We start from the raw sequence: 13,922 nt of genomic DNA, 5'->3' as shown, positions 1-13,922 counted from the left end.
CGCTGTCGGGAGACCACCCCCTCGCCCGTCCTTGTGAGAAAGCGCTTCATCACGCCCACAAGGGCCAATAGCGCGCCCAACGCGGAGGTTCTCGATCATGCCGACATCATCAGGCAACAAAGCTCGTGTCATCACTGCCGGTCTCGCTTTCGGCGAGTCGCCGCGCTGGCATGACGGACGGCTGTGGCTTTGCAACTGGGGCATCGGCGAGATTATCGCCGTCGATGCCGACGGCAACCGCGAGGTCATGCTCACCGTACCGGCTGTCCTGCCCTACTCCATTGACTGGCTGCCGGATGGCCGCCTGCTCGTCATCTCCGGCCGCGAAGGGCTGCTGCTACGACAGGAGGCCGACGGGAGCCTCGTCACTCGCGCCGATTTGCGTGACCTGTCGAAAAGCCCTTGGAACGAGATCGTCGTCGACGGGCGCGGCAACACCTATGTCAATGGCGGCGGACCGGCGCCGGCTTCTGGCGAGCATTTCGGCCCCGGCACCATCGTGTTGATCACGCCGGACGGCGCGGTCCGGCAGGTGGCGGAAAATATCGCCTTTGCCAACGGCATGGCAGTGAGCCCGGACAACAAGACGCTGATTGTCGCGGAATCCCATGCCAATCGGCTGACCGCCTTCGACATTGCCGCCGACGGCAGCCTTGCCAACCGAAGGGTCTGGGCCGACCTCGACGGCTATCCCGACGGCATCTGCCTCGATGCCGAAGGGGCGGCCTGGTATGCGGATGTTCCCAACAAGCGTTGCGTGCGGGTGCGTGAAGGCGGCGAGGTGCTGCAGACAGTGACTGTCGATCGCGGCTGCTTTGCCTGCATGCTGGGCGGCACCGACAGGAAAACGCTGTTCATTCTCGCCGCCGAATGGCGCGGCTTCGAGCATATGGTCAGCGACGCCCGCACCGGCCAGGTGTTCAGCGTCGAAGCGCCGGCACCTGGCATCGGCTGGCCGTAACAGCCTTGCTACAACCCAGGAACCCTCTGATAGTTGGCGATGTCGGCGCGAACGCCGAGCCGGGCGATCGTCTCCTGCGGGTTGAAGGCGATGCGCTCGTGCGCGGCCTTGACGATCGGCACGACATTGTCGACGGCCGCCTGGCTTTCCCATTCGACGATGGTGACGAGGTTGAATTCGCCCGGCCCGGAGAATTGCTCGAGCAGGAAATCCTGCACGAAGCCCTGCTGCAGGCGCAGCAATTCATGCGTTGTCCTGACCTTGGCGAGTATCTCCTCGCGGGCGCCGGCCGGGACGACGAATTTGTCCACCCTGAACACGCTGCCGCCGTTAATAGTCTGATTTATCTTGCTCATTTCGATTGCTCCGTTCCTGGATCATGGTGTTTTTTGGGCTCCAGGAACGGCCTACAATCTCAACTTAAGTTGAGGTCAAGCGCAAAAATCAGATCACACGCCGAACCTTCAATTCACCTCCGACGTGCGCCGGCGGACGATGACACCAAGTTCGTCGCCTTCGCGAGCCAAGCGCAGCCGCTCTTCGGCCTCGGTCGCCTCGCGCTGGCGGTCCCACATCGAGGCGTAGAGGCCATGCTTGCGCATCAGCTCGGCATGGGTGCCGCGCTCGGCGATCTGGCCGTCCTGCAGCACGATGATCTCATCGGCCGTGATCACCGTCGACAGGCGGTGAGCGATGACGATGGTGGTGCGGCCACGGCTGACCAGATCGAGCGCGGCCTGGATCTCCTGTTCGGTGTGGCTGTCGAGCGCCGAGGTCGCTTCGTCGAGCATCAGGATCGGCGGCGCCTTCAAAATGGTGCGGGCGATTGCCACGCGCTGCTTCTCGCCGCCCGAAAGTTTTAGCCCGCGTTCGCCGACCATCGACTTGTAGCCGTCAGGCAATCGCTCGATGAACGGGCCGATCTGAGCGAGTTCGGCCGCCTTGCGCATATCCTCCTCGCTGGCACCGATGCGGCCATAGCGGATGTTGTAGGCGATGGTGTCGTTGAACAGCACGGTGTCCTGCGGCACCATGCCGATCGCCCCGCGCAGGCTCTCCTGCGTGACGTCCTTGATATCCTGGCCATCGATCAGCACCTGGCCGCCCTGAACGTCGTAGAAGCGGAACAAAAGCCGCGAGATGGTCGACTTGCCGGCACCCGAAGGCCCGACAATGGCGACGGTCTTGCCGGCCGGCACCTCGAAGCTGATGCCCTTCAGGATCTTCCGGTTCGGGTCATAGGAGAAGTGCACGTCGCGGAACTCGACCTTGCCGGCGCTGACCGCGATTGGCCTGGCATCCGGCTTGTCGACGATCTCCTGCGGCACATCCAGCAGATCGAACATCTGCTCGATATCGGTGAGCCCCTGGCGGATTTCGCGGTAGATGAAGCCGATGAAATTGAGCGGCACCGACAGCTGCATCAGCATGGCGTTGATGAAGACGAAGTCACCGACCGTCTGCGTGCCGGCCTGCACTTCGAGCGCCGACATGCACATGACGATGACGGTGCCCAGGCCGAAGATGATGCCCTGCCCGAAATTCAACCAGCCAAGCGAGGTCCAGATGCGCGTCGCGGCGACCTCGTAGCGTGCCATGGAGCGGTCGAAGCGCTCGGCTTCCATGCCCTCATTGTTGAAATATTTCACCGTCTCGTAGTTGAGCAGCGAGTCGATTGCCTTGGTGTTGGCGTCGGTATCGCTGTCGTTCATGTCGCGGCGGATCGAGATGCGCCAGTCGCTGGCGCGGACCGTGAACCAGACATAGACCCAGACGGTGACCGCGACGACGACCACATATTTCCAGCCATAGGTGTAGGCGAAGATGCCCGTGGTCAGCGCGAATTCGAGGATGGTCGGCGCCGTGTTGAGCATGATGAAGCGCACGATCGTCTCGATGCCCTTGGTGCCGCGCTCGATGATGCGCGACAGGCCGCCGGTGCGGCGCTCGAGATGGAAGCGCAGCGACAGTTGGTGCATATGAACGAAAGTACGGAAGGCGAGCTGGCGCACGGCATATTGGCCGACGCGGGCAAACAGCGCGTCGCGCAGCTGATTGAAGCCAAGCTGCACCAGGCGCACGACATTGTAGGCGACGACCAGCATGACGGGCGCCAGCAGGAAGCTCGGCAGCGGCGGCGCCGATTTGGCGTCGCCGGCCAGCGCGTCGGTCGCCCATTTGAAGAAATAGGGACCGGCGACCAGCGTCAGCTTGGCGACGACCAGCAGCAGCGTCGCCCATGTGACCCGGGCTCTCAGATCGGCGCGATCCGCTGGCCACATGTAAGGCCACAAATTGAGCAGCGTCTTGAAAGTCGAGGAGTCGGAGACGGTTTTTTCGGCCATTTCTTGTGCCTTCTTCTTATTTCAGCGGCCGGAGCAGCAGGAATTGACGAGAGCGGCCACCGATGCGGAGACATCGGCGAGCGCGGCATGGTCGATCGCATAGCGCGAGCGCTGGCGATCGGGCTCGAAGCGAACCAGCCCGGCTTCGACCAGTATTTTCAGATGTTGTGACACGGTGGACTGCGCCAGATCTAAGCGGTCGACGACCTCGCGGCAGCAGCAGGAACTGCTCGTCGATAGGTGTTTCAGGATTTCGATCCGCGCCGGATGGGAAAGCGCTGCAAGTCGGGCGGCGACCGCACGGCTGTCCGGACCGCCGCATGATGCGTTTGTTTCCATCAGGGATTCTGCCATCGTTCATCGGCGATAGACGATGAACGGGCACGGGGCAAGCTAACCCTATGGGCAGAGCGCCGGAACCGCCAATCTCCCCCTCGTGGGAGAGATGTCCGGCAGGACAGAGAGGGGCGCGAAGGATCGCGACTTTCCACGATCAAAGCATTACGAGCAGCCGTAAGGTAGCTCGACCGGATTTGGCCGACAGGCTGGCGAGACAGCGCCCTCCTCTGCCCTGCCGGGCATCTCCCACAAGGGGAGATTGCGCTCAACCGTCGGCGCTCAAACCCTACTCCGTCTTGGCGGGCGCTGTCGTTGCCTGCTCGCCCATGGCCTTGAGGTCGGCGGCTTCGCCTTCCTTCGACTTTTCCGGGACCTTGAACACCTGGCCCGGCCAGATGCGGTCGGGATCACTGATCTGGTCCTGGTTGGCGAGGTAGATGGTCGAGAAGCGTACGCCGTGGCCATAGACGCGCCGCGAGATCCGCCACAGCGTGTCGTTGCGGCGGATGATGACGGCGCCGTCGGCATGTTCAAGCTTGGGCGCCACCGTCTCGGGCACATCGCTTGGCGGCGTCGCCTCCGCCATGACGGCCGGAGCCTCGGTGGCGGGAGCAGGCGTCGTGGCCGCGGCCGGTGCCTCGGCGGTGGTAGGTGCGGCCGGCTTGGGCTGAACGGGCTTCGGCGCCGAGGGTGCCACGGCGGCGATCGCTTCGCCGGGCTCACGCTCGAACGGTACGGCCGCGCGGGCCACAACTGTCACACCGTCGGCATCGAGGCCGTCGACATGGATTGTGTAGCTGCCGACCGGAATGTCGCGCGTCGCCTCGACCAGGAAATGACCGTCCGTCGAAGTTTGCGCGTCACCGAGCAGGATGTCGTTGGCATACGCGCGCACCTTGCGGCCGGCATCGGCGAGGCCGGCGACAAAGATCTTGCTGCCGTCGATCTCGACCGCCTCGACGACGATCTTGGGCTCGGTCACGCCTGCAGCGGGCGGCGTCGCCGGCGCTGCAGGAGCCGGTGCCGCGTCGACCACGGCTGGCGCTGGGGCGGCTGGCGCCGGAGCGGTTGCGGGGGCTTCGGCTGTGGGAGCAGCCGGCGCGGCGGCCGGAGCAGCCGGCTTTGTCTCGGGTGCGGGAACGGTCAGCAATTCGGCCGGCTTGCCCGGCTCCTCGACCATGGCCAGCACCTGGCCGGCCGCATCCTTGGGAACCGAAACGACGGCGGTCTGCACCGAGGGCGTTACGACGTCACCGGTGGTCGCGCGCAGCGCGATCGTATAATCGCCGGGCTTCAGCGGATCATCGAGAATGATAACGAAGGCGCCATCGGGACCAGCGACCGTCGAGCCAAGCACCGTCGAGCCATTGAGGATTTCGACCTTGGCGTTGGGCGCCGCATTGCCGGCGACGACAATCGAGCCATTGCTTTCAACGCGCACGACGTCGAAAGACGGTGCGACCGGACCGGCCGCAGCCGGCGCGTCCGCGGCCGGTGCGGCCGGTGCCGTTGCCTGGGGCACTGCGGCGGGAGCCGCCGGGACCTCAGCGGCGGGCAGCCGCGCTTCGGTGCCGGGATCAGCCGATTTTGCCGCTGCGGGCGGCGTCTGCGCCGCCACTTGCGCCGGCGGCGTGGGATTGAGATACGGGTCGAGTGCGCCCGCTACATAGGCGGTTCCCGCGGCCGCAACGGTCCCACCCGCCGCAAACAGGAACGCCTTCAGTGGATTAATTGCCATATTTCCCTACCCCTTAGCCACCTAACGCCGGTCTAGCCTGTTTTAGCAATACCGACAAGAAAAAGCCCAGGCTGTTAACCCTTGGGGCTTGACCGCGCTTTCAGACCCAATCACCAATCATCGACATGAACACGATTCGATCCGTCTGCGTCTATTGCGGCTCGTCTCCGGGCCGCGATGAAATCTATATCAAGGCCGGGCACCTGCTCGGGCGCTCAATTGCCAAAGCGGGATTGCGGCTGGTCTATGGCGGCGGCACCAAAGGCATCATGGGCGCTGTCGCCGAAGGCGCGCTCAAGGCCGGCGGCAAGGTGACGGGCATCATTCCGCGCTTCCTGATCAACAAGGAGGCGAGCGAAACAGCGCTTGACCGGCTCGATGAACTCTTGATCACCGACAACATGCACGAGCGCAAGCACAAGATGTTCGAGAAATCCGACGCCTTTGTGGCACTGCCGGGCGGCATCGGCACGGTCGAGGAGATCGTCGAGATCATGACCTGGGGACAACTTGGCCATCATCGCAAGCCGATCGTCTTCGCCAATGTCAGAGGATTTTGGGATCCGATGCTGGCGCTGCTCGATCACATGGCCGCCGAAGGCTTCATCCACACCGCGCAGCGGGTCAAGCCGCTGGTCGTCGACGACCCCGAAGCGATCGTCGCCGCCATCATGGTAGCCGGATCGTCCGTCGACGCCCCGACCGAGGGCGTGCAGTCGGTGATCGACAAGATGTAGGGCGATAAGGAATAGGGTAGTAAGGCAGTATGTGAATTGCCTCGAGTGTCCTGCCTACTCCCCTACTCCCCTACTCCCCTCTTCCGCCGCAGCCTGCCGCAAATCGGCAATCACCGCGCGCCGGTCATGACGCCGCCAGGCGAGATGGAGTGAAACCGTGCGGTCGAACCACGGGAGGTCGCGAAACACGATCCGCGGCGGCGCAGCGGCACGCAGGCTGGCTTGCACCGTCGCCAGGCCGAGACCCGCGCTGACAAGGCCGAGCGAGGTCAGCGGGTCCGCCGTCTCATAGGCGATGTCGGGCAAGAAGCCGGCTTTGGCGCAGGCGGCAAGGAACTGGCCGCGATTGGTGTCGTCCGGCTGGCGCACGACGGTGATCCAGGTGCGACCGTCAAGATGGTGAGGCCCGATCTCTGGCACTTCAACGAGTGGGTCATCTTCGGGGATCGCCAGCACCAGCGGCTCATGCCGCAGCGCCATGGCGGCGACATCCGGATCATCATCGGGTGGCGACGAGTAGACAAAGCCCAGATCCAGCGACCGCTGCCGTAGCCCTTCCAACTGCGCCGCCGAACGCAGGCTTCTCAGCTGCAGGTGGAAATCCGGCCGGTCGCGACGGAACTGGCGCAGCATCCCGGCGACAAGCCCGGCATGAACGGCCCCTTCGACATAACCGATGGCGAGCCGGCCGACGGCACCGCTGGCCAGGTTGCGGCCGAACTCCTCCACACGTCGCGCATTGGACAGCAGCGCGCGGGCCTCGGTGAGGAAGGCGCGGCCCTCGGCGTTGAGATGGACCCGCTGCTTCGACCTCTCAAAGAGGGAAACACCCAACTGCTCCTCGACCTGGATGATCTGCCGGCTGAGTGGCGATTGGGAAATATGCAGCATTTCGGCTGCGCGCCCGACATTTCCGGTTTCGGCGACCGTGACGAAATAGCGGAGCTGGCGCAGGTCGAACATTTCTCCTCCAAGGCTCAAGTCCTTTTGGGTCTCAACTTTAGCCTAATCAGTCTTGGACTGTCTGACCAGCCAAAAGCGATAATCGGCCATCCCAACCAAAGGAGACCGCCATGCAGTTCTTTGCCCTTCTCGCTCGCAACACCGAAAAATTTACCGATGCCGATTTCGCTCCGCTTCTGCCCGGCGAAGCCGAACAGCGGCGCACGCTCTACGCCGAAGGGGCGGTACGTCAGGTGTGGAACCGAGGCGACATCCCGGGCAGCGGCATGATGCTCGAGGCTGCTGATGATGCTGAGGTTCGCGGCCACCTCGCCACCTTGCCGTTGGTCAAGGCCGGCATGATGGACATTGCCGCAATCGTGCCCCTCAAGCCCTACCCCGGCTTCGGCCCGAAGCACTGACAGGGCACATCCGGGGGTGACGAAGGCGTCACCCCCGGATTGACACGGGGGATCGACAGACTGTGATCGGCTGTCAAGAAACCGTCACACGAAACCGGCTTCGCGCGTGCTAGGAATCAGTATCAGGCAGCCGCCGTGCGGCGCCATCTTCGGAACATGCATCTGGCACCGCCCATGGACATCACTCTCGCCCCGGAAGGCACCGATCTGTCGCCCTACCTGCCCGACGAGCACGGACTGTTCTTCATCTATCACTTCACCGCTGAGGGCGTGCGAACCAGGGACGCCGCCGCCGCGCACTGGACATGGCGCAGCTACCAGCTTTCCGACATGCGGGCCCGCCACGAAATCGGCGCCGATCGGGCTTTGCCGGCACCGGTGCGTGAAGCTTTCCTGTCCGCCAGCCATGGCTGCCACATCGACCTCGAGGACGACTGGCTCTATGGCGATCTGCCGGACCTGCGCCATGACTATTCGGCGGAAGCGGGCGGGCTTGGCCATTTCCGCTTCGCGCTCAATGACACGATGCTGGTCGGCGCCCGCAAGCAACCGCTGCAGTCGGTCGACAACATCCGCAAGGCGATCGAGAATGGATCGCGCAAGTTCCGCTCGCCAGCCGAGTTGATCGAGGCTGTCGTCGGCCAGTCGTTCGATGGCATGGTGGCGGAACTTGCGGCACTCGGCGACAGTCTCGACGGCATCGAAGACCGTATCGTCTGCGACGCATGGCACAATGAACGGCAATCCCTGGTCGACGCGCGCCGGCATCTGGTGGTGATCCACAGGCAGATGGCGACGCTGACCAATCTGTTCCGTCACCTTGATCATTCGCACCGCAACGACCTGCCAGACAGCATCAACGACATGGCCGCGCGCCTTTCACACCGGGCGCAGACGCTGCACTATGACGGCGAGCAATTGCAGGCGCGCGCCCGGCTATTGCAGGACGAGCTTATGGCAAAGCTGACGACGCAGTCGAACCGGCTGCTGTACGTCCTGTCGGTGATGACGGCGGTGCTGTTGCCGATGACCATCATCTCAGGCCTGTTCGGCATGAACGTTGGGGGCCTGCCGCTGGTCGACACGCCAATGGGCTTTTGGGTGGTGACGGCTGTGTCGATGGTGATCGCGGGCGCGACCTATCTCTTTGTCAGGCGGCTCGGACAGATGTAGCACCCGCCGGCAGCTTTCACGCAGTGACGCGAAGATCCTCGATGATGGTGCCGGCGGCGGCCACTTCCGCTTCGTGATCGGGCTCGCGCCAGGTCTCGGCAAGCCCAGCCGCATGCCATTCGCGCATCGCCGGCAGAGCAAGCAACTGCGCCGGATACGCTGCAGCCGCACCCTCGAAGGAGAGCCCATAAGACTGTGCGCGGAACGCCACCGGGGCAAAGAAAGCATCTACTGCGGTGAAATGAGCGCCCGCCAGAAATGGTCCGCCGAAACGAGCAAGACCATCGTTCCAGAGGTCGCCGAGGCGAAAGAGGTCCTGCTTCAGCACATCGGACATCGGAAACGGCTCTACCCGCACGCCGCAACTCATCGGACAGGCGCTGCGCAATGCGGTGAAGCTCGAATGCATCTCGGCGGCGGCCGAGCGCGCCCAGGCGCGCGCCTTGGCTTCGACGGGCCACACGCCATGGTGGCGTTCGGCCAGATATTCGACGATGGCCAGCGAATCCCAGACCGACCAGCCGTCGTCGACCAGGCACGGCACGCGGCCGCTCGGCGAGAAGGAACGGTACAGATCCCAGCTCGATCCGGTCGGGAATGGCGTCAGCCGCTCCTCGAATGGGATATCCAGCGCGCGCATCAGCACCCAGGGCCGCAGCGACCATGAGGAATAATTTTTGTTGGCGATATGCAGCAGATACATCGAACCCCCTTACCGTACGGGCTGCGGCGCGGCGCGTCGCGCTGTCGTCAACATCGACCAGGAATAGACTGCCAAAGCCGCCCAGATCAGCGCAAAGGCGATGGCCTGGATGGTGCCGAAAGGCTCGTCGAAGATCAGAACGGCGATCAGGAACACCATGGTCGGCGCGATATATTGCATGATGCCGATGGTTGACAGCCGCAGCAGCTTGGCGCCGAAGGCGAACAGCAACAACGGCACCGATGTGACTGGACCGCAGCCGATCAGCAACGCCGTATCCGTGCCACTGCTGGATACGATGTGGTCCTGTCCGGTCGCGATGAGATAGACGATGTAGCCAAGTGCCGGCACCGACAGCAGAAGGACTTCGAGCAAAAATCCCTGGCTCGGGCCGATCGGCAGCGTCTTGCGGAAGAAGCCGTAGGCGGCGAAGGAAAACGCCAGTGCCAGCGACACCCAGGGCAGCTTGCCGCCTTCGATGGTCAGCACGGCGACGGCGACGGCCGCCAGCACCACCGCCGCGATCTGCAGCCGATCGAGCCGCTCGCCGAGCAGCAGCGCGCCGACAACGACGCTGACCAGGGGATTGATGTAGTAGCCGAGCGCGGTTTCGACGGTGCGGTCGACCGCGATCGCCCAGACATAGATGCCCCAGTTGACCGAGATCAGCGCCGCCGTCAGCGCGGCCATGGCGATGGTGCGCGGCGAACGCATCGCCGCCTTGAAATCCGCCGTGCGGCCGGCCCAGATCAGAACGGCGGCGGCGATCGGCACCGACCAGACGATGCGATGGGCAATGACTTCCGCGAGCGGCAGATGAGCGACCGCCTTCATGTAGAAGGGCAGCAATCCCCATAGCAGATAGGCGCCGAGCGCCAGCAGAAAGCCGCGCCGGGCCTTGGACTCTGCATCCAGGGTAATTGCTTCAGTGGCCATGGGCCAACGCTATGGCCCAGTCACCTTGGCAAGACCATCGCAAAGTTCTGATGGATCAATGGACTTTCGCTGATGGTTCAACCCTATTCGGCGGCCACCAGTCCGGCCATCTCGCGGTTCTTCATCAGCTTGTAGACGATGGAATCCATCAGCGCCTGGAACGAGGCGTCGATGATGTTCTCGGAAACGCCCACCGTCCACCAGCGCGCGCCGGTGCCGTCATGCGATTCGATCAGAACGCGGGTGATCGCCTCGGTACCGCCATTGAGGATACGCACCTTGAAGTCGGCCAGCTCCATGTCGGCGATCTCGCCCTGGAATTTGCCGAGGTCCTTGCGCAGCGCGATGTCGAGCGCGTTGACCGGGCCATGCCCCTCGGCCACCGACATCTTCTCCTCGCCATCGACCACCACCTTGACGATCGCTTCGGAGACCGTCTTCAACTGGCCGTTGGCGTCGAAGCGGCGCTCGACCATGCAGCGGAACGAGGTGACGTTGAAGAATTCCGGCAGGCCGTGCAGCATCTTGCGGGCGAGGAGTTCGAAGCTGGCATCGGCGCCTTCATAGGCATAGCCCTCGGCCTCGCGCTCCTTGACCACGGATATCAGCGCGTCGAGCCGGTGATCGTCCTTCGGCACCTCAATGCCGCGTCGCCTCAGCTCGGCGAGGAAATTGGCCTTGCCGCCCTGGTCCGAGACCATGACACGGCGGCGGTTGCCGACCGTTTCGGGGGGGACGTGCTCATAGGTCGCCGGCTCCTTGGCGAGTGCGGAGGCATGAATGCCGGCCTTGGTGGCGAAGGCGGAAGCGCCGACATAGGGCGCTTGCGCCTCTGGCGCTCGGTTCAGGAGTTCGTCAAATGCGCGCGACAACCTGGAAATGCCTGTCAACGCCTCAGCCGAAATGCCAGTTTCGAAACGATCGGCGAAGGCCGGCTTTAGCGCCAGCGTCGGCACGATCGAGATCAAATTGGCGTTGCCGCAGCGCTCCCCGATGCCGTTGAGCGTGCCCTGGATCTGGCGCACGCCAGCCTCGACAGCGGCGAGGGAATTCGCCACGGCCTGGCCGGTGTCGTCATGGGCATGGATACCGAGATGATCGCCTGAAATGCCCGACGAAATAACCTTCTCGACGATGGCGCGGACTTCCGATGGCTGCGTGCCGCCATTGGTGTCGCACAGCACCACCCAGCGCGCCCCGGCATCATAGGCGGTCCTGGCGCAGGCCAGCGCGTAGTCGGGATTGGCCTTGATGCCATCGAAGAAATGCTCGCAGTCGACCAATGCCTCCTTGCCGGCGGCGATCGCCGCCTCGACGGAGGCCTTGATGGCGTCGAGGTTCTCCTCATTGGTGCAGCCGAGCGCGACACGGACGTGGTAGTCCCAGCTCTTGGCGACGAAGCAGATGGCATCCGACTTCGATTGCACAAGAGACGCTAGGCCGGGATCGTTGGACGCCGACACCCCTGCCCGCTTGGTCATGCCGAAGGCGACGAATTTGGCGCGCTCCGTGCGCTTCTCCTGGAAGAAGGCGGTGTCGGTCGGGTTGGCGCCGGGATAGCCGCCTTCGACATAGTCGAGGCCAAAAGCGTCAAGCAGTTTTGCGATGGCGATCTTGTCCTCGACGGAAAAGTCGATGCCCGGCGTCTGCTGGCCATCGCGCAATGTGGTGTCGAAGAGATAGAGGCGCTCGCGAGTCATGGTCATTTGCCTGCAAACTTGTCCGTCGCGCGGATCAGCCGGTCGAGGATACCCGGCTCCGAATAAGCATGACCGGCGCCCTCGATCAGATGGAAATCCGCCTTTGGCCAGGCCTTGTGCAGCGCCCAGGCATAGCGCGCCGGGCATGGCATGTCGTAGCGGCCATGGACGATGGTGCCGGGGATGTCACTCAGCCTGTGCGCGTCGCGCAGCAATTGTCCCTCTTCCAGCCAGCCGGCATGGACGAAATAGTGGTTCTCGATGCGGGCGAACGCGACGGCATAGTCGTCCTGCCCAAACGGACCGCTTGTCTCCGGCTCGGGTAACAGCGTGATCGTTTCGCCTTCCCACAGGCTCCAGGCGCGGGCCGCCTCGATCTGCGCCCTGCGATCCGTGCCGACCAGCCGCTTGCGATAGGCGGCCATCATGTCGCCGCGCTCGGCCTCCGGGATCGGCGCCAGGAAGCGCTCCCATTTGTCCGGGAACATTTCCGAGACGCCGAACTGATAGTACCATTCCAGTTCCGCACGCGTCAGCGTGTAGATGCCGCGCACCACCAGTTCGCTGACGCGTTCTGGATGGGTCTCGGCGTAGGCGAGCGCAAGCGTCGACCCCCAGGAGCCGCCGAACACCAGCCATTTGTCGAAGCCGGCCATTTCGCGCAGCCGTTCGATGTCGGCGACCAGGTGCCATGTCGTATTGGCTTCGAGCGAGGCGTTGGGCGTCGATTTTCCGCAGCCACGCTGGTCGAACAGGATGACATCGTAGAGCTTCGGGTCGAACAGCCGCCGGTGTTTTGGCGAAATGGTGCCGCCCGGCCCGCCATGCAGGAACACCGCCGGCTTGGCGCCTTTGGTGCCGGAACGCTCCCAGTAGACCTGGTGGCCGTCGCCGACATCGAGCATGCCGGAATCGAACGCCTCGATCTCGGGATAAAGCGTACGCAATTGACTGCTCATAGTTGTAAACCTTTGGTCGGCCAGTCCGGCGTTTCATGGTCTGGGTGCTGGAAGGAGATGATGGATTCCTGCCTGTTGTAATAATCAGGATCCTGGTGGACGGGCTGATCGAAGATCGTCTCCACCCAGGGCAACCGCGCGGCATAGTTGACCTGGATCTGCGGGGCCAGGTCCGAACGGTCGTCGAAGGCACCGATCGCGATTTCCAGCCCGCCGGGCTGCCGATATGTCAGCGGCGTGCCGCAGCGGGCGCAGAAACCACGATCGATGTTGACCGACGACTGGAAGTAACTCGGCTCTTCATGGGTCCATTCGACGCCATCTCTGGGCACCGTGACCAGCGCGCCGAAGAACGAGCCGAACTGCTTCTGGCACATGCGGCAATGGCAGATGGACGGACGGCCGAGCGCTCCATGAACGCGGAAGCGCACGGCGCCACACTGGCAGCCGCCGGTTCTTACCTGATCGGTCATGATCTTTCCTTTGGCGGCCATTGTTCGGTGTCGTGATCGGGGTGCTGGTAGGAAACGAGATCGGCCAGATAGGAGGCCGACGACATGTCGGCCATGGTGTCCTCGCCCGGCAATTGCGGGATCGAGTCGACATAGGGCAGCTTTGCCTCGATCCCCCATTGAATCAGCGGCACGATCTCCGCTGGATTGTCGAACGCACCGATGGCGAGGCCAACCCCGTCCGGCGCGGTAAAGGTCAGCGGCGTGCCGCAATCGGCGCAAAAACCGCGATCGACATGGTTGGACGAACGGAAGTATTTCGGCTCGCCGCGCGTCCAGTCAAGCCTGGCGCCACGCACCGAAACCAGCGGCGCGTAGAACGCGCCGAACGCCTTCTGGCACATGCGGCAATGGCAGACCGAAGCGTCGCCCAAAGCGCCTTCAACGCGAAAGCGCACCGCGCCGCACTGGCAGCCGCCGGTGTAGATCGGTCGGTTGTCGAGGCTCATCGCTGA

General features: G+C 63.7%; 15 protein-coding genes. 4 read left to right on the top strand and 11 right to left on the bottom strand.

Annotated elements, in window-relative coordinates; genetic code table 11:
* Positions 1–97: 97 nt before the first annotated feature.
* Positions 98–961, top strand: a complete 864-nt coding sequence (locus M729_RS0120575; RefSeq protein WP_027162686.1) for an SMP-30/gluconolactonase/LRE family protein — start codon at positions 98–100, stop codon at positions 959–961.
* Between the two features lie 8 nt (positions 962–969).
* Here M729_RS0120575 and M729_RS0120570 read toward each other — a convergent pair whose 3' ends face one another.
* From M729_RS0120570 to M729_RS0120555, 4 genes are all read right to left on the bottom strand, one after another.
* Positions 970–1,317 carry an antibiotic biosynthesis monooxygenase gene (locus M729_RS0120570; RefSeq protein WP_027162685.1) on the bottom strand — a complete coding sequence of 116 codons (348 nt, stop codon included), beginning with the start codon at positions 1,315–1,317 and terminating at the stop codon, positions 970–972.
* Positions 1,318–1,425: 108 nt separating this feature from the next.
* A complete protein-coding gene (locus tag M729_RS0120565) occupies positions 1,426–3,306 on the bottom strand; it encodes an ABC transporter ATP-binding protein/permease (RefSeq protein ID WP_027162684.1) in 1,881 nt (626 codons plus the stop codon).
* Positions 3,307–3,327: 21 nt separating this feature from the next.
* Positions 3,328–3,660, bottom strand: coding sequence for a metalloregulator ArsR/SmtB family transcription factor (locus M729_RS0120560; RefSeq protein WP_013532548.1), 333 nt, complete (start codon positions 3,658–3,660; stop codon positions 3,328–3,330).
* Positions 3,661–3,931: 271 nt separating this feature from the next.
* A complete protein-coding gene (locus M729_RS0120555; RefSeq protein WP_027162683.1) occupies positions 3,932–5,383 on the bottom strand; it encodes a LysM peptidoglycan-binding domain-containing protein in 1,452 nt (483 codons plus the stop codon).
* Between the two features lie 125 nt (positions 5,384–5,508).
* Here M729_RS0120555 and M729_RS0120550 point away from each other — a divergent pair, with 125 nt between their 5' ends.
* Complete coding sequence (locus M729_RS0120550) at positions 5,509–6,120, top strand: TIGR00730 family Rossman fold protein (protein ID WP_027162682.1); 612 nt, start codon at positions 5,509–5,511, stop codon at positions 6,118–6,120.
* Between the two features lie 54 nt (positions 6,121–6,174).
* On the opposite strand, the gene M729_RS0120545 is transcribed toward M729_RS0120550, so the two are convergent.
* Positions 6,175–7,083 (bottom strand): LysR substrate-binding domain-containing protein, encoded by a 909-nt coding sequence (locus tag M729_RS0120545; protein WP_027162681.1) that lies wholly within the window; start codon positions 7,081–7,083, stop codon positions 6,175–6,177.
* A 110-nt stretch (positions 7,084–7,193) separates the two neighbouring features.
* Here M729_RS0120545 and M729_RS0120540 point away from each other — a divergent pair, with 110 nt between their 5' ends.
* Positions 7,194–7,484, top strand: coding sequence for a muconolactone Delta-isomerase family protein (locus M729_RS0120540; RefSeq protein WP_013532552.1), 291 nt, complete (start codon positions 7,194–7,196; stop codon positions 7,482–7,484).
* A 174-nt stretch (positions 7,485–7,658) separates the two neighbouring features.
* Complete coding sequence (locus tag M729_RS0120535) at positions 7,659–8,657, top strand: transporter (protein ID WP_024503048.1); 999 nt, start codon at positions 7,659–7,661, stop codon at positions 8,655–8,657.
* Between the two features lie 16 nt (positions 8,658–8,673).
* Here the strand turns inward: M729_RS0120535 and M729_RS0120530 are convergent, their stop codons facing one another.
* The 6 genes from M729_RS0120530 to M729_RS0120505 all read right to left on the bottom strand — a co-directional run bounded on the left by M729_RS0120530 (position 8,674) and on the right by M729_RS0120505 (position 13,916).
* On the bottom strand, positions 8,674–9,360 hold the full coding sequence (locus M729_RS0120530; RefSeq protein ID WP_027162680.1) for a glutathione S-transferase family protein: 687 nt from the start codon (positions 9,358–9,360) through the stop codon (positions 8,674–8,676).
* Between the two features lie 9 nt (positions 9,361–9,369).
* The gene (rarD, locus tag M729_RS0120525; protein ID WP_027162679.1) at positions 9,370–10,296 is read right to left on the bottom strand and encodes an EamA family transporter RarD; all 927 of its coding nucleotides are present in this window, start codon (positions 10,294–10,296) and stop codon (positions 9,370–9,372) included.
* A gap of 83 nt (positions 10,297–10,379) precedes the next feature.
* Positions 10,380–12,002 (bottom strand): citramalate synthase, encoded by a 1,623-nt coding sequence (cimA, locus tag M729_RS0120520; RefSeq protein ID WP_196815395.1) that lies wholly within the window; start codon positions 12,000–12,002, stop codon positions 10,380–10,382.
* Entirely contained in the window at positions 11,999–12,955 is a 957-nt protein-coding gene (gene pip / locus M729_RS0120515) for a prolyl aminopeptidase (RefSeq protein WP_027162678.1), read from the bottom strand. Before pip ends, cimA begins: the two co-directional genes overlap by 4 nt.
* Positions 12,952–13,428, bottom strand: coding sequence for a GFA family protein (locus M729_RS0120510; protein WP_013532558.1), 477 nt, complete (start codon positions 13,426–13,428; stop codon positions 12,952–12,954). The genes pip and M729_RS0120510 overlap by 4 nt, the downstream gene beginning before the upstream one ends.
* A complete protein-coding gene (locus M729_RS0120505; RefSeq protein WP_013532559.1) occupies positions 13,425–13,916 on the bottom strand; it encodes a GFA family protein in 492 nt (163 codons plus the stop codon). The genes M729_RS0120510 and M729_RS0120505 overlap by 4 nt, the downstream gene beginning before the upstream one ends.
* Positions 13,917–13,922 lie beyond the last annotated feature (6 nt).

Origin of the sequence: Mesorhizobium sp. WSM1293, assembly GCF_000513875.1 — a bacterium.
Taxonomy (GTDB): Bacteria; Pseudomonadota; Alphaproteobacteria; order Rhizobiales; family Rhizobiaceae; genus Mesorhizobium; species Mesorhizobium ciceri.
Note: the sequence above shows the minus strand (reverse complement) of the source record. Positions and strands in the feature narration are given on the sequence as shown.